General features: G+C 71.2%; 20 protein-coding genes. 7 read left to right on the forward strand and 13 right to left on the reverse strand.

What is annotated here, in order from left to right:
• Positions 1 to 57: 57 nt before the first annotated feature.
• The 3 genes from ACQEVC_RS27265 to ACQEVC_RS27275 all read right to left on the reverse strand — a co-directional run bounded on the left by ACQEVC_RS27265 (position 58) and on the right by ACQEVC_RS27275 (position 3,718).
• Entirely contained in the window at positions 58 to 1,941 is a 1,884-nt protein-coding gene (locus tag ACQEVC_RS27265; RefSeq protein WP_432882839.1) for a calcineurin-like phosphoesterase C-terminal domain-containing protein, read from the reverse strand.
• 390 nt (positions 1,942 to 2,331) lie between these two features.
• A complete protein-coding gene (locus ACQEVC_RS27270; RefSeq protein WP_432882841.1) occupies positions 2,332 to 3,033 on the reverse strand; it encodes a VOC family protein in 702 nt (233 codons plus the stop codon).
• A gap of 97 nt (positions 3,034 to 3,130) precedes the next feature.
• Positions 3,131 to 3,718: a TetR/AcrR family transcriptional regulator gene (locus tag ACQEVC_RS27275; RefSeq protein WP_432882844.1), complete on the reverse strand. Its 588-nt coding sequence runs from the start codon at positions 3,716 to 3,718 to the stop codon at positions 3,131 to 3,133.
• 67 nt (positions 3,719 to 3,785) lie between these two features.
• Between ACQEVC_RS27275 and ACQEVC_RS27280 the strand changes: the two genes are divergently transcribed.
• Together ACQEVC_RS27280 and ACQEVC_RS27285 are read left to right on the forward strand one after the other, a co-directional pair.
• Entirely contained in the window at positions 3,786 to 4,628 is an 843-nt protein-coding gene (locus tag ACQEVC_RS27280) for a class I SAM-dependent methyltransferase (protein ID WP_432882847.1), read from the forward strand.
• A 112-nt stretch (positions 4,629 to 4,740) separates the two neighbouring features.
• Positions 4,741 to 5,124, forward strand: coding sequence for a hypothetical protein (locus ACQEVC_RS27285; RefSeq protein WP_432882849.1), 384 nt, complete (start codon positions 4,741 to 4,743; stop codon positions 5,122 to 5,124).
• A 116-nt stretch (positions 5,125 to 5,240) separates the two neighbouring features.
• Here the strand turns inward: ACQEVC_RS27285 and ACQEVC_RS27290 are convergent, their stop codons facing one another.
• The 7 genes from ACQEVC_RS27290 to ACQEVC_RS27320 all read right to left on the reverse strand — a co-directional run bounded on the left by ACQEVC_RS27290 (position 5,241) and on the right by ACQEVC_RS27320 (position 15,682).
• Positions 5,241 to 5,834, reverse strand: a complete 594-nt coding sequence (locus tag ACQEVC_RS27290; RefSeq protein WP_432882851.1) for a lytic polysaccharide monooxygenase auxiliary activity family 9 protein — start codon at positions 5,832 to 5,834, stop codon at positions 5,241 to 5,243.
• Positions 5,835 to 6,243: 409 nt separating this feature from the next.
• Entirely contained in the window at positions 6,244 to 7,323 is a 1,080-nt protein-coding gene (locus ACQEVC_RS27295) for an enolase C-terminal domain-like protein (RefSeq protein WP_432891711.1), read from the reverse strand.
• 5 nt (positions 7,324 to 7,328) lie between these two features.
• The gene (locus ACQEVC_RS27300) at positions 7,329 to 10,466 is read right to left on the reverse strand and encodes an FAD-binding and (Fe-S)-binding domain-containing protein (RefSeq protein WP_432882854.1); all 3,138 of its coding nucleotides are present in this window, start codon (positions 10,464 to 10,466) and stop codon (positions 7,329 to 7,331) included.
• Positions 10,467 to 10,536: 70 nt separating this feature from the next.
• Complete coding sequence (locus ACQEVC_RS27305; protein ID WP_432882856.1) at positions 10,537 to 12,303, reverse strand: thiamine pyrophosphate-dependent enzyme; 1,767 nt, start codon at positions 12,301 to 12,303, stop codon at positions 10,537 to 10,539.
• A gap of 34 nt (positions 12,304 to 12,337) precedes the next feature.
• A complete protein-coding gene (locus ACQEVC_RS27310) occupies positions 12,338 to 12,547 on the reverse strand; it encodes a hypothetical protein (protein WP_432882859.1) in 210 nt (69 codons plus the stop codon).
• A gap of 649 nt (positions 12,548 to 13,196) precedes the next feature.
• Positions 13,197 to 14,399, reverse strand: a complete 1,203-nt coding sequence (locus ACQEVC_RS27315) for an MFS transporter (RefSeq protein ID WP_432882862.1) — start codon at positions 14,397 to 14,399, stop codon at positions 13,197 to 13,199.
• A 158-nt stretch (positions 14,400 to 14,557) separates the two neighbouring features.
• Positions 14,558 to 15,682 (reverse strand): DUF2330 domain-containing protein, encoded by a 1,125-nt coding sequence (locus tag ACQEVC_RS27320; RefSeq protein WP_432882865.1) that lies wholly within the window; start codon positions 15,680 to 15,682, stop codon positions 14,558 to 14,560.
• A gap of 318 nt (positions 15,683 to 16,000) precedes the next feature.
• Between ACQEVC_RS27320 and ACQEVC_RS27325 the strand changes: the two genes are divergently transcribed.
• A complete protein-coding gene (locus ACQEVC_RS27325; RefSeq protein ID WP_432882867.1) occupies positions 16,001 to 16,825 on the forward strand; it encodes a hypothetical protein in 825 nt (274 codons plus the stop codon).
• Positions 16,826 to 16,939: 114 nt separating this feature from the next.
• On the opposite strand, the gene ACQEVC_RS27330 is transcribed toward ACQEVC_RS27325, so the two are convergent.
• Genes ACQEVC_RS27330 through ACQEVC_RS27340 form a run of 3 tightly spaced genes read right to left on the reverse strand, consistent with a single transcriptional unit; the run spans position 16,940 to position 19,736 of the window.
• Positions 16,940 to 17,701: an SDR family NAD(P)-dependent oxidoreductase gene (locus tag ACQEVC_RS27330; RefSeq protein ID WP_432882869.1), complete on the reverse strand. Its 762-nt coding sequence runs from the start codon at positions 17,699 to 17,701 to the stop codon at positions 16,940 to 16,942.
• Positions 17,698 to 18,594 carry a dihydrodipicolinate synthase family protein gene (locus ACQEVC_RS27335; protein WP_432882872.1) on the reverse strand — a complete coding sequence of 299 codons (897 nt, stop codon included), beginning with the start codon at positions 18,592 to 18,594 and terminating at the stop codon, positions 17,698 to 17,700. Before ACQEVC_RS27335 ends, ACQEVC_RS27330 begins: the two co-directional genes overlap by 4 nt.
• Positions 18,591 to 19,736: a mandelate racemase/muconate lactonizing enzyme family protein gene (locus ACQEVC_RS27340; RefSeq protein ID WP_318395754.1), complete on the reverse strand. Its 1,146-nt coding sequence runs from the start codon at positions 19,734 to 19,736 to the stop codon at positions 18,591 to 18,593. Before ACQEVC_RS27340 ends, ACQEVC_RS27335 begins: the two co-directional genes overlap by 4 nt.
• A 144-nt stretch (positions 19,737 to 19,880) precedes the next feature.
• Between ACQEVC_RS27340 and ACQEVC_RS27345 the strand changes: the two genes are divergently transcribed.
• From ACQEVC_RS27345 to ACQEVC_RS27360, 4 genes are all read left to right on the forward strand, one after another.
• Complete coding sequence (locus tag ACQEVC_RS27345; RefSeq protein WP_432882875.1) at positions 19,881 to 22,991, forward strand: TIM-barrel domain-containing protein; 3,111 nt, start codon at positions 19,881 to 19,883, stop codon at positions 22,989 to 22,991.
• A gap of 116 nt (positions 22,992 to 23,107) precedes the next feature.
• Positions 23,108 to 23,929, forward strand: coding sequence for an IclR family transcriptional regulator (locus ACQEVC_RS27350; protein ID WP_432882878.1), 822 nt, complete (start codon positions 23,108 to 23,110; stop codon positions 23,927 to 23,929).
• Complete coding sequence (locus tag ACQEVC_RS27355) at positions 23,926 to 24,810, forward strand: carbohydrate ABC transporter permease (protein ID WP_432882881.1); 885 nt, start codon at positions 23,926 to 23,928, stop codon at positions 24,808 to 24,810. The genes ACQEVC_RS27350 and ACQEVC_RS27355 overlap by 4 nt, the downstream gene beginning before the upstream one ends.
• The gene (locus tag ACQEVC_RS27360; protein WP_432882884.1) at positions 24,807 to 25,706 is read left to right on the forward strand and encodes a carbohydrate ABC transporter permease; all 900 of its coding nucleotides are present in this window, start codon (positions 24,807 to 24,809) and stop codon (positions 25,704 to 25,706) included. The genes ACQEVC_RS27355 and ACQEVC_RS27360 overlap by 4 nt, the downstream gene beginning before the upstream one ends.
• Positions 25,707 to 25,770: the final 64 nt, after the last annotated feature.

Raw genomic sequence — 25,770 nt, forward strand, 5'->3', positions numbered from 1 at the left:
GAAGGCGGGGCCGTCACCGGTACGGTGACGGCCCCGGGTAACGGGGTGGGCAACCGGTTACCGCTGCTCGACGACGCGGAAGTTCAGGATGTCGGTGAACTCGCGGCCGTACGAGTCGGTGGCGGTGACCACGGCGCGGTGCGGGCCCGTGGCGAGGTCGGCAGGGAGCTCGAACCGCCACAGGTGCATCGTCCGGTCGGCGAGGCTGCCGCCGTGGACCAACTGCTGCGCGGCGGCGGTCGGATCCGACCACTCCGGACCGGCCAACTGGCTCTCACCGCGCATCTGCTGGGTGCGGGTCGCCGGCCGTACCCCGCCGCCGTCGATGCGGACCCTGACCGTGGAGCCGGTGGCACCCATGAAGAAGTTCGTGGTGAGCCAGGTCCGGCCGGCCAGGTCCGCGCGGTCGATCACGTGCGGGTCACCGAGCTCGGGTGCCGGGCCCTGCGGCTCGTCGTTCCACTCGCCCCGCGCGACGTACCACTCGCGGTAGGTCGGGCTGTTGACGCCGAGTTGCGTCTGCACCCGGTCGCTCTCGCCGGTCACCGTGAACCGCTCCTTGAACGAACTGCCCCTGACATCGAGGGTGAGGATGCCGGGCCGGCCGCCGTCGCGCTGGAGTGCGGTCGGGTAGCCCTCCCCGGTCACCTCGCCGGAGTACCAGTCGCCGGAGATCGCTCCCGCCGTGATGTGCGGGAACGGCAGCCCTTCGACTCCGTAGACCTCGCGCCAGCCCTTGACGGCGTCGCCGGCCCTCAGGTTCTCGATCGAGTGGCTGTGCCCGGCGACGGCGACGGCCTTGCGGCGCTTGAGCAGGTCGTACACCTCGCGGACCTGGGCCACCTGGTGGATCGGGCTGCTCTCGTCGGCGAAGTTCAGCAGGCCGATGTGGCTGGCGACCACGACGAGCTTGTCCCGGTCGACCCTGGCCAGGTCCCGCTCCAGCCACTTGAGCTGGTTCTCGTCGAGCCGGCCGGTGTAGCGGGGCTGATTCACCGGGTCGTTGCAACTGGGCCGCGTACCGTCGACGTTGTCGACCTCAGGGGTGCACGGGTAGCGCACCGTGTTGAGCGCCAGGACGTGCACGTTGCCGACGTCGTACGAGTAGTAAGCGGGTGCGAGCTGGGCCCGGAACGTGTCGAACGAGTGCTCGGCCGTGGTGGCGTCGAAGTCCAGGTCGTGGTTGCCGGGCAGGAACCGGGCCGGGCCGTTGGTGAGGCGGGTGAGCCGCTTCACGTCCGGGTAGAGGGAGAGGTCGTCACCGACGACGTCGCCGATGAAGAGGCTGCCGCAGCCCTGGTAGTCGTGCCGCCTCGCGAGGTCGTCGATCGCGCCCTTGCGGGCGTACCCGACCTCGGTCTGGTTGTACGTCTGCAGGTCGCCCGCGATCACGCAGTGCTGTTCCTGCGACCGGGTGAGCTTGCTCTCCACCAGGGGGAAGTTCACCGCGGCCGGGAGCGGCCCGGTCGGGGCGATGCCGCCGTAGCGCAGTTCCGGCGAGCCCTCGGGCAGGTGGTGGTAGTGGAACTGCGCGACGTTGAACTCGTCTACCGGCACCTGGTAGCCGGACGGCTGGGTGACGAAGACCGTCATGTTGTCGTACACGGGAAGCCGGTAGCGACCGTCGCGGTCGGTCGTGACGACGTCGCGACCGTTCGACACCTCGACGCCGGCGAGGCCGCGCTCGCGGCGGTTGCTGACGCTGTCGCGGTCACGGTCGATGAAGACCCTGCCGGTCAGGACGGTGGGGTCGGCGGGACGGCCGTTGTCGCGGAGCACTTCGACGTGGCCGCGGTACGCGGTCTCGTTCCAGGTCTTCTCCGAACGGGTCGCCAGGGCGGCGGGGGCGGAAACGACCGTCGCGGTCGCTCCGGCGACCGCGACGGTGGTGAGGGTGGTCAGGGCGACGCGGAGTTTGCTGCGTACTCGCGTGGAGGACATCAACATGCACTACTCTCCGGTGAGTCGTCGGGACACGGTCGGTCATCCGACCGACAGAAATTGATCTTCCACGATCAACCTGAACAAAAGTCTCTTCCTGGGGCAAACCTCGGTCGTAGCCACGGTTTCGAGAGTTCACCTGACCGCCACTTGTCGGCAGGGATCAGCCACGATCGGAGGACCCGCTGGTCGTCCATGCCGTGACCCGCGATCCAGGGCGCGAGGTCACGGTCTCCGTCCTGACGGACCTATCCGGGGTGGTGGCTGGGCCGTCCACCGGATCGGCGAGGTGTGGGAGTGGTGGCCCGGACGCGGCGGGGCCCGGACGCGGCCGGAGCCGATCCGGCGGCAGCCCGCCCCGACCCGTCGGGCAACCCGGCGGTGCTGTGGTCAGTTCCCCCTGACGCGGAATTCGTTGCCGTCCGGATCGGCCAGCACGACGGTGCCGTCCTGATCGACCTCGAGCCGAGTGGCACCGAGGGAGACCAGCCGGTCGACCTCCGACTGCTGGTCACCGGCCGGGGCGAGGTCGAAGCGCTGCCGGTTCCTCGCCTCTTTCGGGGCCACGGGTGGGCCTCCCCACGCGACCTTCGTACCGCCGTCCGGTGACTGGATCGCGGTCTCCTGGTCCTGGTCCCACACCAGGGGCCAACCCAGCGTCTCGCTCCAGAAGAGGCCGACCTCCCGGGTGCCGTCGCAGGCGAGCTCCCCGAGTAAGCCGCATCCGGCGAGGAAGGCGTTGCCCGGCTCGACCACGCAGAACTCGTTGCCCTCGGGGTCGGCTAGGACGACGTGCCCCTCCTCGGGGCGCTGCCCGACGTCGAGGTGGCCGGCGCCGAGCCCCAGCGCCGTCGTCACCTTGTGCTGCTGGTCGGCGAGGCTGGCGCTGGTCAGGTGAAGGTGCATGCGGTTCAGCCCCACCTTCTCCGTGGGGCTTTGGACGAACCGGAGGCTGAGCTGGGTGTCGCCACCGGGCAGAAGCGCACCGGTGACCTCCTCGACGACCTCCCGGCCGAGGAGGCCGGCCCAGAACTGCGCCAGGCGGGCCGGGTCGTGCGCATCGAAGGCCACCGTCAACAGTCGCGAGAGCATCACCGCAGAGTAGACAGGGGTCGGCAGGACAACAAGGCGGCGAACCGAGCCTGCCGTGTCGGGATCCCCTGGCCCGCCTGGTTCAGGGGGATGACAGTCACCGCATGGCACCGGCCAGGACCGTGGTCACGACCTTGTGGACGGCTCCGGGCTCCGGTGGGCTGCCCGCCTCTTCGGTGAACAGCAGGTGCGCGGCGCCGATCAGGGTGGGTGCGAGGGCGTCGATGTCGGCGTCGGAGGCGATCCGGCCATGGTCCCGCTCGGCCGTCAGGTACCCGGCGATCATGGCCACCCCCTCGCCGACGAGCGGGAACCGGGCGGTGCCCGCCGCACGCAGCCGGGTGCGCAGTTCGTCCCGGGCGATGACGAGGACCACGATCGCGACCATGACCGGCTCGAAGAGGGTCACCAGGGCACGGGTCAGGTTGTCGGCGACGCTGCCGGTTCCGGCCGCGTCCCGCACTGCGGTGGCCTGGGCCTCGACCTGAGCGATGCGGTCCAGCACCAGCTCGGCGAGGAAGGCGTCGAAGTCGGCGAAGTGCCGGTGCAGGACCCCCTTGGCAACGCCCGCCTCCGTGGTGACCGCCCGGCTGGTGAGGCCGGTGACGCCGTCGTGGACCAGCACCCGCACGGCGGCGTCGAAGAGCTGTCGGCGTGGATCTTGTAGTGCTACGCCGGTCGGCAACGGGCGTCCCTTTCTCGCTGAGCGAACACGATTGCAGTAGTGGGCATGCGCCCACTACTGTGGGCGCATGCCCACTATATCGTCGTCGCCCACCCCGGACCCGCACCTGCACCGCCGCATGGCGGAGTCGTTCGGGATCGACCCCGAACGGTACGACCGGAACCGGCCCGCGTACCCCGACGCCATGATCGAGCGGATCGTGGCCCTCAGCCCGGGCGCCGACTTCCTCGACGTCGGTTGCGGCACCGGCATCGAAGCCCGCCAGTTCCTGGCCGCCGGCTGCGCGGTGCTCGGGGTGGAGGCCGATCCCCGGATGGCCGACTTCGCGCGCGGGACCGGCATCGAGGTCGAGGTCGCGACCTTCGAGGCGTGGGAGCCGGCCGGGCGGACCTTCGACGCGGTGGTCTCCGGTACGGCCTGGCACTGGGTCGACCCGATCGCCGGCGCGGCGAAGGCGGCACGGATCCTGCGACCGGGCGGCGTGCTGGCGCCGTTCGGGCATGTGTACCAGCTTCCGTCCACCGTGGCGGACGCCCTCGCTGCGGAGTACCGCCGCGTGGCCCCTGATTCACCGCTCAACCTGCGCGGCCCTTCGGACGGCTCGCTCCTCGACGGGTACCAGGCCCTGTACGCCAGGGCTGCGGACGGGATCCGCGAGGCGGGCGGGTTCGGCGAGCCCGAACTGTGGCGGTACGACTGGAAGCGCTCGTACACCCGCGACGAGCTCTTGGATCTGGTGTCGACCTCGGGCGGCCTCAGCAGTCTGCCGCCAGACCGGGTAGCGGGGGTGCTGGCGGCCGTGGGCACAGCGGTCGACGCCCTGGGCGCCTCCGTCACGCTGTCGTACGCCACCTGGGGGCTCACCGCGACGCTGACCGGTGTCCAGTCCGGGGAGAGGAAGGCCAACTGAGCCGGTGCGCCGACGACTGTCACTGAGGTACGCACCCTCCGCCAGCTGCGGTCGGGGCTGCGGCAGCGGCTGGTTTGCTCAGGACTGCTCGGTGAACTGTCATCATGCTTCCATGCCACTGCCCGCACCTTTGCTTCTGGCCAAGGCGCTTCGTCTGCTCGACCGGGACGAGGTGACGCGGGCGGAGGTGGCACTCAGGGACGCCCTGGCCGCCGGGGATGCCGACACCGGCGGTGTCACCAGGGTTGTCGCGCTGTGCTGTCTCGGCGATCTGATGGCCCGGCAGGGCCGGCGCGCCGAGGCCGTCGAAATGCTTCGCTTGTGCCTGGACACACCGGTACCGGAGCATCTGGACGACGTATGCGCCGACGAACGGGCCCGGGCACGGCAACTGCTCGCCGGGTTGTCGTGCCCGAACCTCGACCAGGTCGTCCAGGTCGTCTTCGAGCCGGGCCGTGCCGGTGTCCGCCTCGGCGTACGCGTCCTCGTGCTGTAGCAGCCCGGTTGCCGGTTGATCTTTCCGCACGGCCGGCTGGGCCACCTCCGGTGAACTGCTCCGGCCCAGGACGATGTCCTGGGCCGGAGCAGTTCCGTGGCTGTCGGTCTTGCGGATCAGGAGATGTTGATGTCGCTGCACCACATGTAGGCCTGGTCCAGGTGCGATGCCTGCCAGATCACGAAGAGGATGTGGTGGCCGGTGCGCCCAGAGGTCGAGACGTTGAACGAGATGTTCTGCGCCGGCGCGTAACGCCCGGTCGTCGTGATCAAGTCGAGGTTTCCCCAACCGAGGCGCTGGCTGGTGGGGTTGAACCCCTGCTTGGTGACGTAGACCCGGAAGTAGTCGGCACCGTGGCTGGCCTGGTCGTACAGCTGGACCGTGAAGCTGCGGCCGACGTTCGTCGCCTTCCACGATCCGGGGTTGTTCAGGCTGTTGTTCCTGGAGAGAGCGTTGCTGCACAGCTGTCCGTCGGGGGTACGGGCTTGGAACTGCCCGCCGAGGCCGTCGCGCAGCGCGCTCATCCAGTTCCACATGGTGTCAGGGTTGGCCTGGAACGCCTGGTAGCACATGGGGTCCTGTTGCTGCATGGCCGGGTTCGTGTGGTTGCTTCCCCAGTCCTTCCAGCACTGGTAGGCCCGAGACGCCGGATTGACGATGGTGCCATGAGCTTGGGCCGTGCCGGTCCAGGTCAGCGTACTGGCCACCATGGCGAGCACAATGACAAGCGCTCGAAGGGGCTGGCGGGCGGCTGACCGGGCTCGCCCACCGGATTGATCGGGCTTGTGTGAACGCACTGTACATCCTCCGTTCCTCGGCGCTGACGATCACTGTGGGAGCGCTTCCAGCAAGTATCACACCTACGGGTCGAAATATCAACGATCGTCTATTAGTATTGGCATGGGCCGAGTTGGCCGGAGTCGCCGTCGGGTGCGCGGCTTGTCCGCCCCGGACGGGCGGGGAAATCCGGCGGTCAGCGACGAACAGCGTGACGGTCGCCGGGCGGTTGGCGGCACGCGATCCAGAGCGTCGGCAAAGTCCTCGGTAAATATACGTGGGCTGTAATGACGTTGCGCGTCGGCCGGGGATGGGCAGGATCGATCGTGGATCAGAGGCCCGTCAGGCTATCCGCAACGGCTCGGCGTCGGCTTGCCGCAGCGCCAGCCCGTTGCCCGGTTCCGTCAGGTTCACCGGCACGTCGCCGCCGAGTGCCTGCACCGCGCCGTCGAAGAGGAGTGTCTCGATGCGGACGTGGTCGTGAAACCACTCCAGGTGGCGTAGGTTCGGCACCGCCGCGGCGACGGCGAGGTGCTGGTTCGGCGCGGTGTGCGCGGAGACCTCCAGTCCGGCCGCCGCGGCCACCGCTGCCGCCCGGAGGAACTCACTGATCCCACCGCATCGAGTCACATCGACCTGCTGGCAGTCCACGTACGGCACCATGCGCTGGAAGTAGGCCAGGTCGTAGCCGTACTCGCCGGCCGCCACGTCGGCGGTCACCCGGTCCCGGACCATGCCCAGCCCGGCCAGGTCGTCGGAGCTGACCGGCTCCTCGAACCACCGGACGTCGAGGTCGCCGGCCGCCCGCAGCACCCGGATCGCCTGCTTGCGCCGGTAACCGCCGTTGGCGTCGACGTAGAGTTCGGCCTCCCCACCGATGCTGCGACGGGCGGCTGCCATCCGGGCCAGGTCGCGTTTCTCCTCGGCCCCCCACGAGCCGCCGATCTTGATCTTCACCCGGGGGATGCCCTGCTCCCGTGTCCAGGCGGCCAACTGACGGTGCTGCCGCTCCGTGTCGTAGCTGGTGAATCCGCCGCTGGCGTAGACGGGCAGCCGGCGCCGTACGGTACCGAGCAGGCGGGCCAGCGGCAGATTCAGCCGGCGGGCCTTGAGGTCCCAGATCGCGTTGTCCGCCGCGGAGAGGGCCAGCGCCCCGATCCCGGGCCGGCCGGCGTTGCGCAGTTCGCGGTGCATCGCCAGCCAGGCGGCGGGTACGTCGTCCGGGTCGATCTGGGTCACGACCGGCGCGAGCAACTCGGTGACGACACCGGCGGTGACCGCCGGCCCGTACGTCCAGCCGAGCCCGGTGAACCCGTCGGCGCTCGCCTGGGCCAGGACCAGGGTGCTGCTGGACCAGGCGAGCGTGGCGTCTGCCTCGGGCGCGTCGGTCGGCACCCGGTAGGCCCGGGCGACCAGCCGCATCCCGTTCACCGCCGGCGGCTGGTGCCGGTCCCGGACGCGCCCGGCCCGCGCCCCGGGACACGGGTGCCGGCCAGCGCGCTCAGCGCGCCGATCAGCGCGCCGGTCGCCGCGACCCCGGCCGCCGCGCCGACCAGCGCCCGCAGCGGCGCGGTGGGCTGGTCCGGGCGCTGCGCCCACCGGCGTTCCGGCATCGGTTCGCCGTGATCGCCGCGCAGTCCGGCGCGGAGCAACTCGGCGAGGTGGATCGCGGCGCGCCCGTCCGCCGCGCCCTGCTCGATCTGGGTACGGCAGCTGAATCCGTCGGCGAGGATGACATCGCCCGGTTCGGCGGCGCGTACCGCCGGCAGCAGCACCCGTTCGGCGCAGGCCTCGGAGACCTCGTAGTGCCCCCGTTCGAAGCCGAAGTTGCCGGCCAGCCCGCAACAGCCGGAGTCGAGGAAGTGCGCCGTCACCCCGGCCTGGCGCAGCACCGCCGCTTCGGCAGTTGTGCCGAGCACGGCGTGCTGGTGGCAGTGGGTCTGGATCAACGCGGTCCGGGAGAGCTGGGGCGGCCGCCAGCCGGGGGTGTGCTCGTGTAGCAGTTCGGCCAGGGTCACGGTCTGCCGCTTGAGCCGGCGTACGTCCTCGTCGTCGGGGAACAGGTCGAAGGCGTCGGCGCGGAACACCGCGGTGCAGGAGGGTTCCAGGCCGACCACCAGTGCGCCGGCCCGCAGATGACGCCGCAGCGAGGCCACCGTACGCCGCAACACTCGCCTGGCGGTGTGCAACTGGCCGGTGGAGATCCAGGTGAGGCCGCAGCAGACGGTCTCGGCCGGCATGCGTACCCGCCAGCCGGCGGCTTCCAGCAGCTCGACGGCGGCCCGGCCGACCGACGGGTGGAACCGGTTGGTGAAGGTGTCCGGCCAGAGCACCACCTCGCCCCGCGACCCGTCGCCGCTCGGCGTCCGGTCGGCGAACCAGCGCTGGAGCGTCTGCTCGGCGAAGAGCGGCAGCTCACGGCGCTGGTCCAGGCCCCCCGCCGACTTGACCAACCGGGACAGGCCGGGCGCGTGGGTCAGGCTGTTGACCAGCCGGGGTACCCGCGACGCGGCCGCGGCCAGGACGGGTAGCCAGCCCATCGAGTAGTGCGCGCGGGGTCGCAGCCGCCCGGCGTAGTGGTGGGAGAGGAACTCGGCCTTGTAGGTGGCCATGTCGACGTTCACCGGACAGTCGGACTTGCAGCCCTTGCAGGCGAGGCAGAGGTCGAGGGCGTCGCGGACCGCGGTGGAGCGCCAGCCGTCGCCGATCGTGCCGCCCCGGTCGGTACCGTCGAGCATCTCGAAGAGCAGCCGCGCCCGGCCCCGGGTGGAGTGCTCCTCCTCCCGGGTCACCATGTACGACGGGCACATCACCCCGCCGTGTTCGCGGCGGCACTTGCCCACCCCGACGCAGCGCAGTACCGCCCGGGGGAAGCTGCCGGCGTCCTCCGGGTAGCGGAACACCGTGTCGACCGGGCCGTGGTTGTAGTCCACGCCGAGCCGCAACTGGGTGTCCATCGGGTAGGCGGGCGTCACCTTGCCGGGGTTCATCCGGTCGGTCGGATCGAAGATGGCCTTGAACTGGCCGAAGGCGCGGGCCACCCGCTCGCCGAACATCCGGGGCAGCAGTTCGCCGGTGGCCTGTCCGTCCCCGTGCTCGCCCGAGAACGAGCCGCCGTACGAGACGACCAGGTCCGCTGCGCGTTCCACGAAGGACCGGAACTGCCGTACGCCGTCGGCGGTGCGCGGCTCGAAGGGGATCCGGCTGTGCACGCATCCCTGCCCGAAGTGCCCGTAGCGGGACGCCTGTTCGAACCCGAACTCCTGGTAGAGCCGTTCGAGGTCGCGCAGGTAGGCGCCGAGCCGCTCGGGCGGGACGGCCGAGTCTTCCCAACCGGGATAGGTGTCGGCCATCCCGGGTACCCAGGCGGTGGCGCCGAGGCCGGCCTCCCGGACCGCCCAGAGCTGCGCCTCGTCGGCCTCCTCCTCGAAGCGGAAGACGATCGGCCCGTCCAGCCCCTGCGTCTCGGCGCTGAACCGCTGCGCGGCCTCGTCGGCCTCCCGCTCGGTGTCCGCACCGAACTGAACCATCAGCCAGCCGCCGCCCGGCGGCAGCAGGTGCAGGGCCGCCGGGTGCAGGTGCTTGCGCTTCTCGAAGTCGATGAGCTTGTCGTCGATCCCCTCCAGGGCGATCGGGTCGTACGACAGGACGCGCGGCACGTCGTCGGCGGCGGCGGCGAGATCCCGATAGCCGAGCACGACCAGGCACCGTGCCTTGACCGTGGGCAGCAGACGCAACCGGGCACGCAGGATCGTGACCAGGGTCCCCTCCGCGCCGACCAGCGCCTGGCCGAGGTGGAACCGGTTCTCCGGCAGCAGGCTGTCGAGGTTGTAGCCCGAGACCCGGCGGGGGATCTTCGGGAAGCGGGCGCGGATGTCGTCGGCGTACTCGTCGCGCAGCGCCCGGAGCTGCCGATAGATCTCGGCCCGCCGACCGCCGCCGCGCTGGATCTCGGCGTACTGCTCGTCGCTGGTCTCACCCACCCACATCCGGGTGCCGTCGTAGAGCAGCACCTCCAGTTCGACGACGTTGTCGACCACCTTGCCGGTGCGCTGGGCGCTGGCACCACAGGAGTTGTTGCCGAGCATGCCGCCGACGGTGCAGTGGTCGTGGGTCGCCGGCATCGGGCCGAACTCCAACCCGTACGACGCCAGCCGCTCGTTGAGCGTGTCCCGGACGATGCCCGGCTCGACCAGGCAGGTCCGCCGCTCCTGGTCGACCTCCAGCACCCGGTGGCAGTACTTCGACCAGTCCAGCACCACGGCCACGTTGGTGCACTCGCCGATCAGACTCGTACCGCCGCCGCGGGACAGCACCGGGGCCGCGTACCGCCGACAGACCGCCACCGCCGCCACGGCCGCCTCCACGGTACGTGGCAGCACCACCCCGAGCGGTACCTGGCGGTAGTTGGAGGCATCGGTCGAGTACGCGGCCCGGGAGCCGGCGTCGAACCGCACCTCCCCGTCCACCACGGCGCGCAGGTCGGCCGCGAGCCCCGACACGTCGATCCCCTCGACCGGCCCGGGCGCCCGGGTGACCGGGTCGGGCAGGTGTGTCGCACTCATCTCGGTACTCCGGTTCGCTCCGCGCCGCCAGCCGGCACGCCGCGCCCGATGACCCGCCTGCCGCGCTCGCTCATGACCGAAGCTGGTTGATCTTGTCGCGGGTGACCGTGGCCAGCTTGGCCATCCGGTTCGGCTCACCGCGCAGGAACGCTTCGGTGAACGCCTTCGCCTGTTCGTAGCGCACCTTGCCGGGCATCGGCGGCTCGTCGGCGTTGACCTGGCAGTCCACCAGCGCCGGCCCCGGGTGGGCCAGGGCCGCCCGGATCGCGGCGGAGACCCGTCCCGGCTCGGTGATCTTGGCGCCGTACCCGCCGCAGCTCTGGGCCCAGGCGGCGAAGTCGGGCTCCGGCTGCGGGTGCCGGACGGCATACTCGGGATAGCCGAGGACGATCTGTTCCCAGAGGATCTGCCCGTACGCGTTGTTGTTGTTGACGATCACCTTGATCGGCAGTTCGTGCCGGACCGCGGTGAGGAACTCCGCCATCAGCATCGCGAAGCCGCCGTCCCCGACGTACGCGATCACCTGCCGCCCGGGGTACGCGCGCTGGATGGCGATGGCGTACGGCAGGCCGCAGGCCATCGTGGCGAGGTTCCCGGAGAGGTAGTACTCCCGGCCGCCCCGGATCGTCCAGTGCCGTGCCGACCAGGTGGCGATTGTGCCGGAGTCGCAGGTGAGAATCGCGTCGTCGGCGGCCATCTCGTCCAGGCAGCCGACCACGTACTGCGGGGCGATCGGGTGCCGGCTCGGGTCGCAGAGCGACTTCATGTCCGCCCGCCACTCGTCGCGGGCCCGCTGGTACTTGCCGAGGAAGGAGCGGTCCGAGGCCGGTCGCAGCATCGGCACGAGCTGCTTGAGCGCCAGCCCGGCGTCGGCGGTGACCGCCGCCGCCACCGGCAGCCGCATGCCGATCTGGTCGGCGTCCCGGTCGATCTGGACCACCTTCGCCTGCCCCGGCGAGGGCAGATAACTGGAGTACGGGAAGTTCGTCCCCACCATCAGGAGGGTGTCGCACTCCTCGATCAGTTCCTCGCTCGGCTTCGTGCCCAGCAGCCCGAGACCGCCGGTGGCGAGCGGATGCTCGTCGGGAACGACCTGCTTGCCGGGGAGCGTCTTGACGATCGGCGCGGCGAGGCGGTCGGCCGCGGCCAGCACCTCGTCGCGGGCGTTCCGGGCGCCGACACCGACCAGCATCGCGACCTTGCGGCCGGCGTTGAGCACCTCGGCGGCCCGCTCCAGTTCCTCCTGGGCGGCCGGCACCGGAGGACGGGCGACCGACGGACTGCTGCGTGGCGGGGCTCCCGGGCTGACGTGCCGGTACGGGTCGGCCGTGGCCGCCGCGACCTGCACGTCGTTCGGAAAGGTCAGGTGTGCCACGGTGTGCCTGGCCAGGGCGGTGCGGATGGCGATGTCGACCACACCCGGCACCTGCTGCGGGTTCATGACCACCACGTTGTAGCCGGCGACGTCCTGAAAGAGCAGGTCGGTGTGCACCTCCTGCTGGTATTGGGAGCCGATGACCGAGGTCTCCGACATGCCGGTGAGGGCCAGTACCGGCACGTGGTCGAGCTTCGCGTCGTACAACCCGTTGAGCAGGTGGATCGCTCCTGGGCCGGAGGTGGCGGCGCAGACGCCGAGCCGCCCGGTCGCCTTGGCGTACCCGGTGGCCATGAAGGCCGCGGCCTCCTCGTGGTGGACCAGGACGAACCGCAGCCGGTCCCGCTGTCGACGGAAGCCTTCCATCAGGCCGTTGATCCCGTCGCCGGGAAGCCCGAAGATCGTGTCGACGCCCCACTCGACCAGGCGGCGGGCAACGACCTCTCCGACAATCTCCTGCATGACTGGTCCCCCGTATCCGACCGGCCGAACTGGTTCAGCGACGGCGGCGGCCGAGCAGATAACCGACGACCAGGGCGACCGCGATCCCGACCGCGGCCGGCCGGGCCACCCGGCCGCGGAGCTGCCCCACCCCCGCCCTGGGATCCGCGGCGGTACCCGCGGCGGCACCGACCGCCTCGACGACACGGTCACCGACCCGCCCCCGCGACATCGCCCGTCCCCCCGTCGCCTCGGCCCCGAACATCCGTCCACCCGACGATAGCGAGTTTTTATCCGAATACTGGACATACCGCAAAGGATCCGAGCAGCACACCGGCACCTGCACGGTGAGCTGGGCCGGAGCCTTCCTCCGGGCCGGCCGCCGACGGTCCGGAGGAGGTCACGCCCTCCGGCCGGCACGGACCTGCCGGGGCTGCCACCCGTGCTGAGGTGCCAGGGCGGGCAACGAGGGGCCCCGGGATCCGACGGATCTTCGCATCTCGGAGGTCGTGATGTAACGAGGTCTCCGGTTTCGGGTTCGGCGACCACCCGGAACCTGAACCGGAGACCTCGTGGACACCCGTAGGGTGCCGAACTCGGTTCGGGGTCTGGCGTTCTGGTGCGGGAACGGCCTCGGCTCTCCGGTTCAGCGGCCCTCGCGGGCCTGGCGTTCCCGGGCCCTGGCTTCCCGACGGCGCTGGCCGGCCCGGTCCAGGCAGTAGTAGACCGAAGGTCCGGCACGACGCTCACGGCCGCCGCACGTCGCGGTGAACCGGGCCAGCCCGTAGCCGCGCCGGTTGTTGTGGAACCTCAGGTGCGGGTTGTGCGAGTTGCGCCACGAGGTGAGGTGCGGTCGTCCGGGCGGCGCAGGAAACCGTCGGAGTCCTGTGCATGCCCAGCCGACCGCACCGGCGTTATCCGATCGGCGCCGTCCGGGTGTCGGGCGTAGCGGCCAGCAACAGCGTCGACACGGCCGCGAAGGCGGCCGCACCGGCGAAGACCAGACCTGGTGACGCGTACGTCAGCGACCACCCGAACGCCGTCCCGGCCGCAACCGGCACCACGGTCTCGGCAATGGCGCCGATCCCGGTCAGCGCGCCCTGCACGGTCCCTTGTTCGTCGGCCCGGACGTTGCGGGAGATCCACGATCGTGCGGCCGCACCGCCGACCGACCCGAGCACGCCGACCGCCTGTAGGACGTAGAGCATCCACGGCACGGACACGAACGCCGTACCTGCCAGCGACGCGACGCCGAGCAGGCTGCCGGCCACCGCGGCACGCTTGTCGCCGAGCCGTCGGACGACCGGACCGACGGCCCGCGCCTGGAAGACCGCGCCGGCGAACGCGCCCGCCGCCATCACGACGCCGACGTGCGTGGTGCTCCAAGCGAACTGGTACGTGAGGAAGAACGTCCAGGTCGACTGGTGGGTCATGCGGGCGACATCGGCGCAGAAGCGGGCGTACCCGAGCCGTCCGAGCACCGGCCGGCCCAGGACGACGGCGACCGCCCCGGCCGGGTTCGCCAGCCGCAGGGTGAGCGGGGTGGTCCGGTCGCCGGGCCGCGACTCGGGCAGGACGAACCAGCCGTACGCGACGTTGGCGAAGGACAGCGCGGCCGCGGCGAAGAACGGCAGGCGTACGTCGACGGCGCCGAGCAGGCCGCCGACGGAGGGGCCGGCAACGAAGCCGAGCCCGAACGCGGAGCCGATCAGCCCGTACGCGCGAGCCCGCGACTCGGGCTCCGTGACGTCCGCGATGTACGCGTTGACCACGGTGTTCGTTCCCGCGCACGCACCGGCGAGGGCATGGAACACCAAGAGCGTCCAGGGGCTGGGTGACATCGCATGGGCCAGCCAGTCGAGGCCGAGGCAGGCCAGCGACGCGAGTAGGACGGGCCGTCGACCGTACCGGTCGGAGAGCCGACCGAGCAGCGGCGAGACGGCGAACTGCAGCAGGCCGTAGATCGAGCCGAGCAGGCCGGACCAGAAGACCGCGGCGGCGGCGTCCTCGGTGACGGCCGTCATCAGGGCCGGCACGATCGGCACGATCAGGCCGAGCCCGAGCATGTCGAGGAAGACAGTGACGAGGAGAAAGGAGAGGGCGGGCGCCCGGCGCATTGCGGCTCCTGAGTCTTGAGCGGGCAGGGCCCCCTCGCGACTCACGATCCGCCGAAAGTACGGAGGATCAGACTATCGTCGCCGTCAAATCGTTTTCGCCGTCGCCTTGGCACCGACTCGACCGCCGTCGGGGTGAGCCTCCAGCAAGGAGCACGCCGTCAGGCCCTGGCCGACCGTCGGCGTACGACCACGACCACCACGGCGATGGCGACGGCGACCAGCGCCGAGCCCAGCAGGATCAGCGGCACCGCGGGCATCGGCCACGGTGAGCGGACGTACTCCGTGACGATCACGACCGCGCGGTGGGGCTCGTCGGTCGCGGAGCGGGTGAAGCGGATGTCGTCGGTGATCTGCGCGGGCCTGAACTCCCCGTCGTAGCGGGTCAGGAAGCGGGGGCCGACCAACGCCGCAGACAGCGTCGGATATTGCGGGTCCGGCTTCACCTCGCCCGCGAACGTCAGATCGGGCGCCTTGCCCCTGGGCGCCGGATTGCTGATATCCATCCGGTGGTCGGCCAGCACGTACAGGCGCAGCGGCTGACTGCCCTCGGCCGTGGCCGACAGTCGCATCGGGTAGACCGGAGTGTCGGTCTCGAACTCCAGCCGCATCGGCGGCAGTCCGGCGGAGAGGCTCCCGGAGGTCGGGGCCAGGCGCACCGCGACGACGAGCCAACCCTCCGCGAGGTACGGTCCGAGCGCGCCTTCGAGGGCGGCGGGCAGGGTGAATTCGTTGTCGCCCAGCCAGCGCGTCACGGCGGTGGCGTCGGTGCCGGCGAGTTGGGCGACCTCGTAGGGCCCGATCTCGATGTGGTCGACGACGGTGGCGCCGCGATCGGACTGCGGGGGTGCACCCGCGCCGTCACCGTCCACCCGCACGCGCCGCACCTCGACGTCCGGGCGGCTGATCCGGTCGAGCTCGCTGAACAGTTCCCCGTTGGCCACCGCGAACCGGGCGCGGGCGGGAACCGGCATCAGGAACGCCGCCTGGGTCGCCTCGGAACGCGCCTGTACCGAGAGGGTGATCGACTCGGTGCGGCCGGTCAGCTCCACCAGCGCGGTCTCCTGCTGCGCACGCAGCTTGTCGTTGGCGACGAACGCCCCGCAGGCGCAGGCGCCGGACGTCGCGGGATCGACTCCCAGCATCGTGACGGCGAGCGCAACCACCACCCCGATCCGGGTTGCCGTACGGCCGATTGCCATGACGCGTCGGACGCGGTCGACCACGGTCGGGTTCCGCCCTCCGGTCCGGCCGTCGTGCTTCTCGGCGATCTCCGGTCGGATCACCGGCCGGTCTGTTCCGCGGACTGTCACAGCACCCTCCCGTCGTGTCGTCGGCATAGTGTGCGGCAGCTCCGGAGCGTGACCGGGCGGGGGTCCACTCGGCAGCACCTGGTCGACCGCGGGCGCAGGGCCACGACGGTGCCGACTGTGTGCCGCGGGAGAAGCTGGTGATCAGGCCCCCGGTGCGCCCTCGCCTTGATCAAGGAGGCTAACCTGCCTACCGTCGACGAACACCCCCGCAGGCTTCAGACGGTCGCGACCCCTGCAGGCCAGGTCTCGGCCTGATCGGCCCCGGCCGGTTACCCCTTGAAGGAGACGACAGTGGGAAGAAACGGCCTGCGGTGGCCGGTGTCGATCATCGCGTTCGCGCTGGGCCTGACCTTGTTGACCGGCTGCGCCATCGACAAGGGCTCGGCACTCGCCGCGGATTTCGAGGACGACTGGGCCGGCACGCCGGACGTCGCCGAAATCCACACCACCGACAACAACACGCTGCCCTTCCTCGGAACGGCGAGCGGCGTGCTGATCCTCAAGGACGGCACCTCGGCCGACCGCGTGACCGAGCTGGCGAACGAGCTGAGGGAGTACGTCGCCGATCACGACAACACCACCGGCCGGATCACGGCGGACGGCATCACCTTCACCGTTGTCGCGGACAAGACCCGCGCCGGCAAGGTACTGGCGCTGTGGCACTCTCTGACGGACGACGACCGGGTGGTGACCGGCGACATCAAGGATGCGCCCTGGAAAGAGAAGACCGACCGCTGGGAGATCAAGGTCACCGCGGTCGATTCCGCTGGGGCGATGGCGCTGTTCAAGGACATGATGGCCGACGGCGACCAGCACCAGCCACTCTCGAAAGTGACCTCGTTGGAGGTCAGCACCGAGCGTGGCGTGCGGCCCTCGCTCCGCGTCGAGACCGACTTCAGCGACGGTTTCCCCGCCGAGGCGATCGCCGCGTACGACGCGGTGGTCGCTCGGTACCGCGTCGTCGGGGCGACGCTGCGACGCGATCGTGCGACAGGATCGGCGGTGAGCATCGTCGTGGCGGACGGCGCGGATCTGGCCCGTGCCGGCGAACTCGCCAGGACGGCGGCACCGACCCTCGGTGCCGCCGTCAAGGTCACCAGCGACGGCGGCGACTGACCTGGCCGAGGGCTGGGCACGGCGTCCAGTCGTCGGGTCCTGGGCCCACGACGTTTCCCGCCCGTCGTGTCCGGGGCAGGGCGGAGGTGGCCGGCGTCGGGTGCGGTACCGGCCCTACGCCGCTCCGCCGGGCGCCAGCCATCTGGCCCGCAGGTCCGGCCGGAGGAAGGCGGCGGGGGAGGCGATCGTGAGGCCGCCGTCCACCGGCAGCACCGCGCCCGTGACAAAGCCCGCTCCGGCGAGGAAGAACACCGCCGCCGCCACCTCCTCCGGCGTGCCGGTACGCCCCAGCGGGTAGCCCGCTGAGGCGTCGGGAATCCCGTCGCCGCCGATCAAGCCGGGCGCGACGGCGTTGACCCGTACGCCCACCGGGCCGTATTCCAGGGCGAGCTGGCGGACGAGTCCCTCCAGCCCGGCCTTGGCGGTCGCGTACCCGGGCAGGCCGGGTGCGGCGAGGGTGGCGTTGACCGAGCTCACCGCGACGATCGCGGGGCCGGACAGCCGAGGGCGGTCGCGCCGGGCGGTCGCCGCCAGCAGCGGCAGCGCCGCACGGCTGACCGCGAACGCCGTGCCGAGGGTGGCGTCGAGCGCCGAGCGCCACTGGGCATCGGTGGTCGCGGTGATCGGCGCCACCGGCATGGTGGCCGCCGCGAGCACCACCACGTCGAGCCGGCCGGCCAGCTCGACGGTGGCGCCTACCGCGGCTTCGGCGCCGGTCGCGGTCGCGCAGTCCCCGACCAGGTCCGCCGCATACGGGGAGTCGTCGACCTGCTCCAACGCGGCACCTACCACGGTGTCCCCGGCGTCGGCGAAGGCGCGGCCGATCGCCCGGCCGATCGGCGAGCCGGAGCCGACGACCAGGACTCCCCGGGTCACCGGAGCCCCAGGTCGTCGAGGATGTCGGCGAGCGCGGCCAGGGTGCCCGGGGTGGCGTCCACCGCCGGTGGCCGGACCGCCGGGGAGTCGATGATCCCGCGACGGACCAGGACGTGCTTATGGACCGACCAGGCGATTCCCGGTTGCAGGCCGAACCGGATCAGCGGAAGCAGCCGGTTGAACGCGGCGCGGGCGGACCGGACGTCACCCGCCGCCCAGTTCTGCAGCACCGGCCGCAGCAGGTCCGGGAACTCGCAGGCGGGCATGGTGCCGACGGCGCCGAGGCGGTACTCCTCCAGCAGGAACAGGGCGTTCTGCCCGCCGAGTACCAGCAGGTGCGGGGCGACGGCCTCGACCACCGCGCCGACCTTGGGCGCGGTCGGCGGGGCTTCCACCTTGACCGAGGCGACGCCGTCAACCTTGGACACCTCCGCGATCAGCGGCACCGGCATGGTCACCCCGGTACTTCCGGGGGCGTCCTGCACCATCACCGGCAGGCCGCCGTCCCGGGCGACCGCTCCGTAGAAGTCGACCACCTGCGCGGCGCTGGGCTTCACCATGAAGGGCGGTACCACCATGACGGTGCTCGCGCCATGGTCCGCGGCGCGGCGTGCCTGCTCGACGGCCTCGGCCGTACCGGTGGCCGCCACCCCGGCGACCACCGGCAGGTGTGGGCCCACCACGTTGGTCACGACGTCGAGGATCCGGGCCCGCTCGGTGGTGGAGAGGGCGAAGCCCTCGCTGGCGAAACCGAACACCGCGACCCCGTCGACGCCGGCTGCGGCCTGGAACTCGACCAGCCGGCGCAACGAGTCGAGGTCGAGCTCACCGTTGTCGGCGAACGGGGTGGCGAGCACCGGGATCAGGCCGCGTACGTCGGGTGATCGGGTCACAGGTCCTCCAGGAGAGATAGGTCGACGTCCACACCGAGGCCGGGGGTGTCGGGGAGTGGGAAGGAGACCGGGCCACCGGGCAGCGGCGCGCTGAGGATGCGGCTCGCGACGGCCATGGTTCCCGGCTGGAACTCGAACGCCGGCATCGCCTCGACGGCGGCGGCGAGGTGCAGGCCGGCGGCGACCGCGACCCCGAGGCCGACCGAATGGTGCGGGGCGACCGGCACGTGGTGGGCCGCGGCGAGTTCCGCGACCGCCATCGCCTCGGTGATCCCGGTCCGGGCCACGTCCGGTTGGCACAGGTCGACCGCGCGGGCGGCGAGCCAGGTCCGGAACTCGTACCGGTTGCGCAGCGCCTCGCCGATGGCGACCGGGGTGGCGATCGCCGCGGCCAGTTCCCGGTGGCCGTCGACGTCCTCGGGAACCAGCGGCGCCTCCAGGAACCAGGCCCGCCGTTCGTCCAGGGCCCGTCCCAGCCGCAGGGCGTCCGCGGTGTCGTAGGCCCAGTGCGCGTCGACCGCGACGCGTAGCTCGGGGTGGGCGGCGGCGACGGCGTCGTAGGTGGCGAGGTCGGCGTCGACCCCGTGCCCGAGGTGCAGCTTGATGGCGCGTACTCCCTGCCGGACCCAGTCGCGGGCGAGTTCGGCGCGGGCGGCGTCGGTGGGCTTGGGCAGCCCGGAGACGTACGTCGGCACCTCGGTGCGGTACGCGCCGCCGAGCAGGGCGTGCACCGGTGCGCCGTACGCCTTGCCGGCGAGGTCCCACAGGGCGGTGTCGACGGCGGCCAGCGCGTCGGCCTGGTGCCCGACGAGGTGACCGCGTTCCCGCATGAGCCCGGTGAGCCGGGCCCAGAGTGGGCGTACCCGGCGCGGGTCCTGGCCGATCAGCGCGGGGCTGAGCAGTCGGTCGACGATCGCCTGGGGCACCTCCGGCGCCACCGGGGCGAGCGCCTCACCCCAGCCGTACGTGCCGTCGACGCAGGTGAGTTTGACCAGCAGCGTCTCGAACCGGTCGGAGTAGAGGCTGCGCCACGGGGGCCGGAGATAGTACGCGTCGCCGTCGCCGCCGTCCGGCCGCGCGCCGAGGTACGCCTCCGGTGGACGCAGTTTCACCACGTGGGTCTCGACCCGCTCAATCTCCACTACAGACTCCCGGCTGGCGGTTGACCTTGTGCAACATGCGGGATATCTTGCCGTATCGCGCAAGCAACTTCCAGATAGGGTCGCTCACTCCACACCTTCACCCCCAGGGCGTGCCCCCGCCGCCCGGTGACTCAGGAGCCCATCATGCGGAAACGCGCCACGCGGACAACCGCGGTCGCCACCACGGTCATAGTCGGGTTCGGCCTCACCGCCGCAGCCCCCGCCGCCGGCCAACCCGACACCGACCGACCGGGCCGGCGGGTGGTCGACGCCGGTGACAGCATCGTGATCCGTGGTACGACCTACCGGATGCGGATCGTCAAGGACGGCTTCCGGTACTCGTTCGAGACCCCGACCGGCAAGCCCGTCGCGCCGGCCCACCCGACCTCCGGCCTGCGGATCAAGACCTCCACCGCGACCGACTTCAGCGACGCCGCCGACACCCGGCTGGTCTCCGGTCCCAGGTCCGCCACCGCAGTGCTGGCGGTCACGATGACGGACGGCGCGCGGGTCACCGTGCACATCCAGCCGACCGACACGTACGCCCGGGTCACCGTGCCGGACCTGCCCGGGCAGAGCAGCACGGTCGACTTCCGTACCGGCGGGGTGGCCCCGGCGTACGGGCTCGGCGACTACGGCTCGTTCGCCGACGGGCAGCCGGAGCAGGGCACACCGTGCAGCGGCAACGTGCAGGTCCGGCCGAGCACCGAGCTGACCGGCCTGGTGCTGGACAACCTGACCAACGAGGGTAGCTGCAAGCGCTTTATCACCAACTTCACCGTCTTCCCCAAGCAGCGGTTCGGCCAGGTGTGGTTCGCCGAGGGCCAGAAGCGGGTCGGTCTCACCACGGACGAGAACCGGCTCGGCGCCGCCGGCGTCGACGAGGTGCAGAGCCTGTACTACTTCGTCGGCCGCGACCTGCGCCAGGTGTACGCCGACTACCGGCAGGCCCGGCACCGGCACGGGTACCTCGACGCCAAGCCCGCCGAGTCTGCCTTCGGGCTGGGCTGGGAGGCGTACGGCGCCCTCGCCTGGGACACGTACCAGTCCTCGGTGCTGGACACGGTCCAGGGGTTCCTCGACCACGGCTACCCGCTGAGCTGGGGCGTGGTCGGGTCCGGCTTCTGGCCGGGGCCGCGCGGAAACAAGGTCGAGGGCACCACGAACAGCTTCGGGATGTGGGACGACACCGCCGAGGAGGGCCGCGACGACGGGCTGCCCAACCCGCGCTACCCCGATCCGGACGCGCTGAAGAAGCTCTTCGCCGACAACGACATCAAGCTCCTGCTCGGCGCCCGCAACAACTTCAAGGCCCTGCCGGCCGACGGCGGCAACCACAACCCGAGGTACGACGGGCCGTTCCTGCAGGAGGCGCTGGACCACGGCTACCTGCTCCGCAACGCCGACGGTACGCCGCGGGTGGTGACCCGGGCCCAGTTCCCGTCCGGCGCCAGCTACGTCCTGGACGGCACCAACCCGGAGGCGGTGCGCTGGTATGTCGACCGGCTGCGGCTGTGGGGGGTGGACGGGTTCAAGGAGGACACCATGCTCTACGACCCGAACTTCCACCTCGACGGCAACTGGAACGCGGTCCAGAACGCGCTGCACGACGCCAGCGAACTGCTGATGGTGCGCAACGCGGCGTACTCGGTGCCGGGTGACATGATCCGGATCAACGACACCATCTACGGCACCGGCGAGGTCTACCACGAGGACCCGGACCGGATGCCGGTGAACCTGCTCAACTACGCCGCCTCCGGCGCCGGCAACCTGTCCCCCGACATCGTCGGCGGCACCCCGGGACCGTCGCTGGGGGACCCGGCGTACCAGCGGTACTTCGTCCGCAACGCCCAGTTCAACGCGATGCTGCCGGTGCTGACCTTCGGCAAGGGCCCGTGGGAACTCGGCCGCGGGGACTACGCGGCGTCGGTGAAGCGGCTGGCGCTGTGGCACGAGGCGCTGCGGCCGTACATCTACGACGCGGTGCTGGACGGGTACGAGACCGGGTTCCCGAGCGCGGTGACCCCGCTGCCGCTGGCCTACCCGGACGACCCGGCCACCTATGGCCTGGCGAACGACACCACCCGGCAGTACGAGTGGATGTTCGGCGAATCGCTGCTCGCCACCCCGGTCTTCGGCGCCGACTTCGCCACGGCGCAGACCCGGGACGTCTACCTGCCGGCGGGCAAGTGGATCGACATCGAGACCGGAGCGGTGTTCCACGGACCGACGACCCTGCGCGGCTACGCGATCGGTGCCGAACGGATCCCCGCCTTCGCCGGCGGCAAGGGTGTCCTGGTCACCGGCAAGGCCGGGGCGCTGAAGGCCGAGGTGTACCCGGTCTCGACCGGGTCCCGCTACACCGCCGGCCGGGGCCGCGACGCGGTCACCGTCGAGAACGCCAACACCGGCTGGGATCCCCGCTCGCTGACCGTGCGGGACACCAGGACCGGCGCCCGGGTCGGCTACCGGATCGACCCGGTCACGGGTGCGCTGCGTTTCCCGGTCGCCGGGGGACACACGTACCGGCTCACCGGCGGCGGCACCGCCGAGCACACCGTCGGGCGGGACACCGCCGTGCCGGGGCGGGTCACCGGCCTGGAGCACGACACCGGCACCGGGACCACGACGCTGAGCTGGGACCCGGTCGAGGGCACCCGGTCGTACGTGGTGACGGCACAGCTACGGCAGGACTGCGGCATCAGCCCGGAGCTGGTGGTCGGCTCGTCGACCGGCACCAGTCTGGTGCTCGACAACGAGAGTGTCGCCGGCACCTACCGGGTGACCGCGACGAACAGCGCCGGCGGCGGGGAGCCGTCGGAGCCGCATTCGATCGAGCCGTTGCCCGGCGAGGTGGAGCGGGTCGTCGTCGTCACCAACGAGGGGACGCCGTCGACCTGCGATCCGGACAACCCGGCGTACGGCGAGTCCGGTAGCTGGCTCTCCAGCAGCCTGAAGGGCTTCGACGGGTCGGGCAGCCGGTACACCCGAACGGCCGGGCTCACCGCCACCTGGCGCGCGATCCTGCCGGCCGGCAGTTACCAGGTCGAGGTCTGGTCACCCGGGAACACGATCTGCAGCGCCGACGCGACGTACACGGTCGGCGGGGTGACGGTGCCGGTCGACCAGTGCGCCACCGGCGGGTCGTGGCACTCGATCGGCACGTACCAGCTACCGGAGGGACTCGCCGCGGTGACGTTGACGGCGGGTTCCGGCGCCACCCGGGCGGACGCGGTCCGCTTCACCCGGCCCTGACGAGCGGTCGACGCCGGATGCCGAGGCAGGTCGCCACGGCATCCGGGCGTTGACCGCATGCAACCTGCGGGATTAGCTTCCCGGATCGCGCAAGTAACTTTCAGAGAGGGTCTCACATGGCAGCGGAATCCGGCAGCAACCAGAGCGTCGAGCGGGCACTGGGCGTGCTGCGCGCCCTGAGCGCCGGGCGGTCCGAGATGCGCGTCTCCGACGTGGCCAAGGCGACCGGCCTCGGCCTCTCCACCGCGTCCCGGCTGTTGGCCACCCTGGAGAGCGCCGGCTTCGTCGACCGCGACCCGATCAGCGGCCTCTACCGGCTCGGGCTCGACCTGGTCTCGCTCGGCGGTTCGGTCCTGAACAACCACCCGGTGCACCGGGAGGCCCGGCAGACGGCGCAGAACCTCGCCGCCGAGCTCGGGCTGGGCGCCAACGTCGCGGTACGGCGTGGCGACCGGCTCTTCTACCTGCTCAACTTCGAGGGCCGGAACGCCCCCCGGTCGTTCGTCCTCGCCGGGCAGTACAACCCGCTGCACGCCACCGGCCTCGGCAAGGCGCTGCTCTCCGGGCTCACCGCCGAGCAGCGGCGCAGCGTACTGCCGGGCGAGGCGCTGCCGGCCTACACGCCCCGCACGGTCACCAGCCACGAGCAGCTCGACGAGGAGATCGCCCGTACGCTGGCCCGGGGCTACGCCACCGAGATCGAGGAGTTGGCCCTCGGCCGGGCCTGCGTCGCGACGCCGATCCGGGACGGATCCGGAGCGGTGGTGGCCGGCCTGTCGGTGTCCGGCCCGCTGTCCGCGATCGACCTGCCGCAGCGCGAGGCGGAACTCGTGCGGGTCGTGATCGAAGCGGCCGACTCGATCAGCATCGGTCTCGGCTATGTCGGCCCGGCCCACGTCACGCCGCAGCGGCTCAGCACGCCAGAGGTGGTGTCATGACCGCCGGCCGCCGGCTCTCCGACCGTACCTTCGGCTTTCTGCTCACCCTGCCGGCGCTGGTGCTGTTCGGCGCGATCGTGCTCTATCCCCTGGTCGGGTCCTTGACCACGAGCCTGTTCCGGCAGAGCCTGGTGTTGCCCGGGCGCAGCTTCGCCGGACTGGACAACTTCCGGACCGTCCTCGCGGACCAGTTCTGGCCGGTGCTGCAGAACACCCTCGTGTTCACCGTCGCCAGCACGCTCATCCCGTTCGCGATCGGCTTCGCCCTCGCGCTCGCGCTGCACACCCGGCTGCCCGGCCGGGCCGTACTCCGAGGGCTGTTCCTCTTCCCGTGGATCATCCCCGGCGTCGTGGTGTCGTTCGTCTGGATGTGGATCTTCAACGCCAACTACGGGGTCCTGAACGGCCTGCTGGTACGCCTCGGCCTGGTCGACGACCCGATCAGCTGGCTCGGGCAGCCCGGTACGGCGATGCTCGCGGTGATCGTCGCCAAGTCCTGGGCCAGCTTCCCCTGGATGATGGTGATGCTGCTGGCCGGTCTCCAGACCGTGCCGCAGACGCTGCACGAGGCGGCCGCACTCGACGGGGCCGGTACGCTGCGCCGGTTCTGGCACGTCACCCTGCCCCACCTGCGCGGCATCGTCGGGGTGGTGCTGTTGCTGGAGACCATCTGGAACTTCCAGCACTTCGACACGATCTACGTGCTGACCGGCGGCGGGCCCGCCGGTGCCACCACGACCTTCGCCGTCTCGGTCTACGACACCGCGTTCAAGGGCTTCGACCTGGGCCGCGCCGCCGCGCTCGGCGCGCTCTGGATGGCGCTGCTGTCGGTCCTCGTCGTGGTCTACGTCTGGGCCTCCGAACGAGGGGAGAAGTCGTGACGATCGCCGAATCCAGGACTCTGCCGGCAAAGGATGCCGGCACCCCCGCCGCCCCGCCACGCGCCCGACGCCGACGCCGGCCCCGGCCGTTCGGTGCGGCCGCCACCGTCGCCGTGATCGGCGCCTTCGCCTTCAGCCCGGTCTACTGGCTGCTGGTCACCGCGCTCACCCCGAACGACGAGGTGTTCGCCTTCCCGCCCCGGCTGTGGCCCCGGACGGTGACCTTCGAGCACTTCACCAACCTCGCCGACAACCCGGCGCTAGCCCGCTACCTGGGCAACAGCCTTGTCGTCTCGCTGCTGACCGCGCTCCTCACGGTGATCGTCTCCGGCTACACCGCGTACTCCTTCGCGAAGTTCCGCTACCGCGGCCGGCGGTCGTTGATGTACCTGGTGCTGGCCTCCCAGATGTTCCCGCAGGCGCTCCTGCTCATCACGCTCTACCTGGTCTTCAGCGCGTACGGGCTGCTCAACACCTACCTGGCGCTGGTGCTCTCGTTCACGACGTTCACGCTGCCGCTCTGTGTCTGGATACTCAAGGGCTTCTTCGACACGATCCCCGACGAACTGATCGAGGCGGCCAAGATGGACGGCGCAGGGCAGGGCGCCATCATCCACCGCATCGTGTTGCCGGTGAGCCTGCCCGGCCTCGTCGCCACCGGACTGTTCGCCTTCATCCGAGGCTGGAACGACTTCATCTTCGCCCTCACCCTCGCCGGCCCGGAGAAGCAGACCCTTCCCCCGGGGCTGGTCAACACCTATCTGGGCGAGTTCCAGGCCGCCTGGCCCGACCTCATGGCCGCCTCGCTCGTCGTATCGCTACCTGTCGTCGTCGGTTTCATCATCCTCCAGCGCTACCTCGTCGCCGGCCTCACCGCCGGCGCGGTCAAGGGCTGACGCCTCGCATCCCGCGCCGACCGTCCGGCTCCGGGCGGCCCGGCAATAACGCCACACACCTCGT

This window comes from Plantactinospora sp. CA-294935 (assembly GCF_050936445.1).
Taxonomy (GTDB): Bacteria; Actinomycetota; Actinomycetes; order Mycobacteriales; family Micromonosporaceae; genus Plantactinospora.

What these genes read in the sequence shown, in the direction of transcription:
- ACQEVC_RS27265 (WP_432882839.1), bottom strand. Translation starts at nt 1,941, where the DNA reads ATGTCCTCCACGCGAGTACGCAGCAAACTCCGCGTCGCCCTGACCACC.
- ACQEVC_RS27270 (WP_432882841.1), bottom strand. Translation starts at nt 3,033, where the DNA reads ATGCTCTCGCGACTGTTGACGGTGGCCTTCGATGCGCACGACCCGGCC.
- ACQEVC_RS27280 (WP_432882847.1), top strand. Translation starts at nt 3,786, where the DNA reads ATGCCCACTATATCGTCGTCGCCCACCCCGGACCCGCACCTGCACCGC.
- ACQEVC_RS27285 (WP_432882849.1), top strand. Translation starts at nt 4,741, where the DNA reads ATGCCACTGCCCGCACCTTTGCTTCTGGCCAAGGCGCTTCGTCTGCTC.
- ACQEVC_RS27290 (WP_432882851.1), bottom strand. Translation starts at nt 5,834, where the DNA reads ATGGTGGCCAGTACGCTGACCTGGACCGGCACGGCCCAAGCTCATGGC.
- ACQEVC_RS27295 (WP_432891711.1), bottom strand. Translation starts at nt 7,323, where the DNA reads ATGCGGCTGGTCGCCCGGGCCTACCGGGTGCCGACCGACGCGCCCGAG.
- ACQEVC_RS27300 (WP_432882854.1), bottom strand. Translation starts at nt 10,466, where the DNA reads ATGAGTGCGACACACCTGCCCGACCCGGTCACCCGGGCGCCCGGGCCG.
- ACQEVC_RS27305 (WP_432882856.1), bottom strand. Translation starts at nt 12,303, where the DNA reads ATGCAGGAGATTGTCGGAGAGGTCGTTGCCCGCCGCCTGGTCGAGTGG.
- ACQEVC_RS27310 (WP_432882859.1), bottom strand. Translation starts at nt 12,547, where the DNA reads ATGTTCGGGGCCGAGGCGACGGGGGGACGGGCGATGTCGCGGGGGCGG.
- ACQEVC_RS27315 (WP_432882862.1), bottom strand. Translation starts at nt 14,399, where the DNA reads ATGCGCCGGGCGCCCGCCCTCTCCTTTCTCCTCGTCACTGTCTTCCTC.
- ACQEVC_RS27345 (WP_432882875.1), top strand. Translation starts at nt 19,881, where the DNA reads ATGCGGAAACGCGCCACGCGGACAACCGCGGTCGCCACCACGGTCATA.
- ACQEVC_RS27350 (WP_432882878.1), top strand. Translation starts at nt 23,108, where the DNA reads ATGGCAGCGGAATCCGGCAGCAACCAGAGCGTCGAGCGGGCACTGGGC.
- ACQEVC_RS27355 (WP_432882881.1), top strand. Translation starts at nt 23,926, where the DNA reads ATGACCGCCGGCCGCCGGCTCTCCGACCGTACCTTCGGCTTTCTGCTC.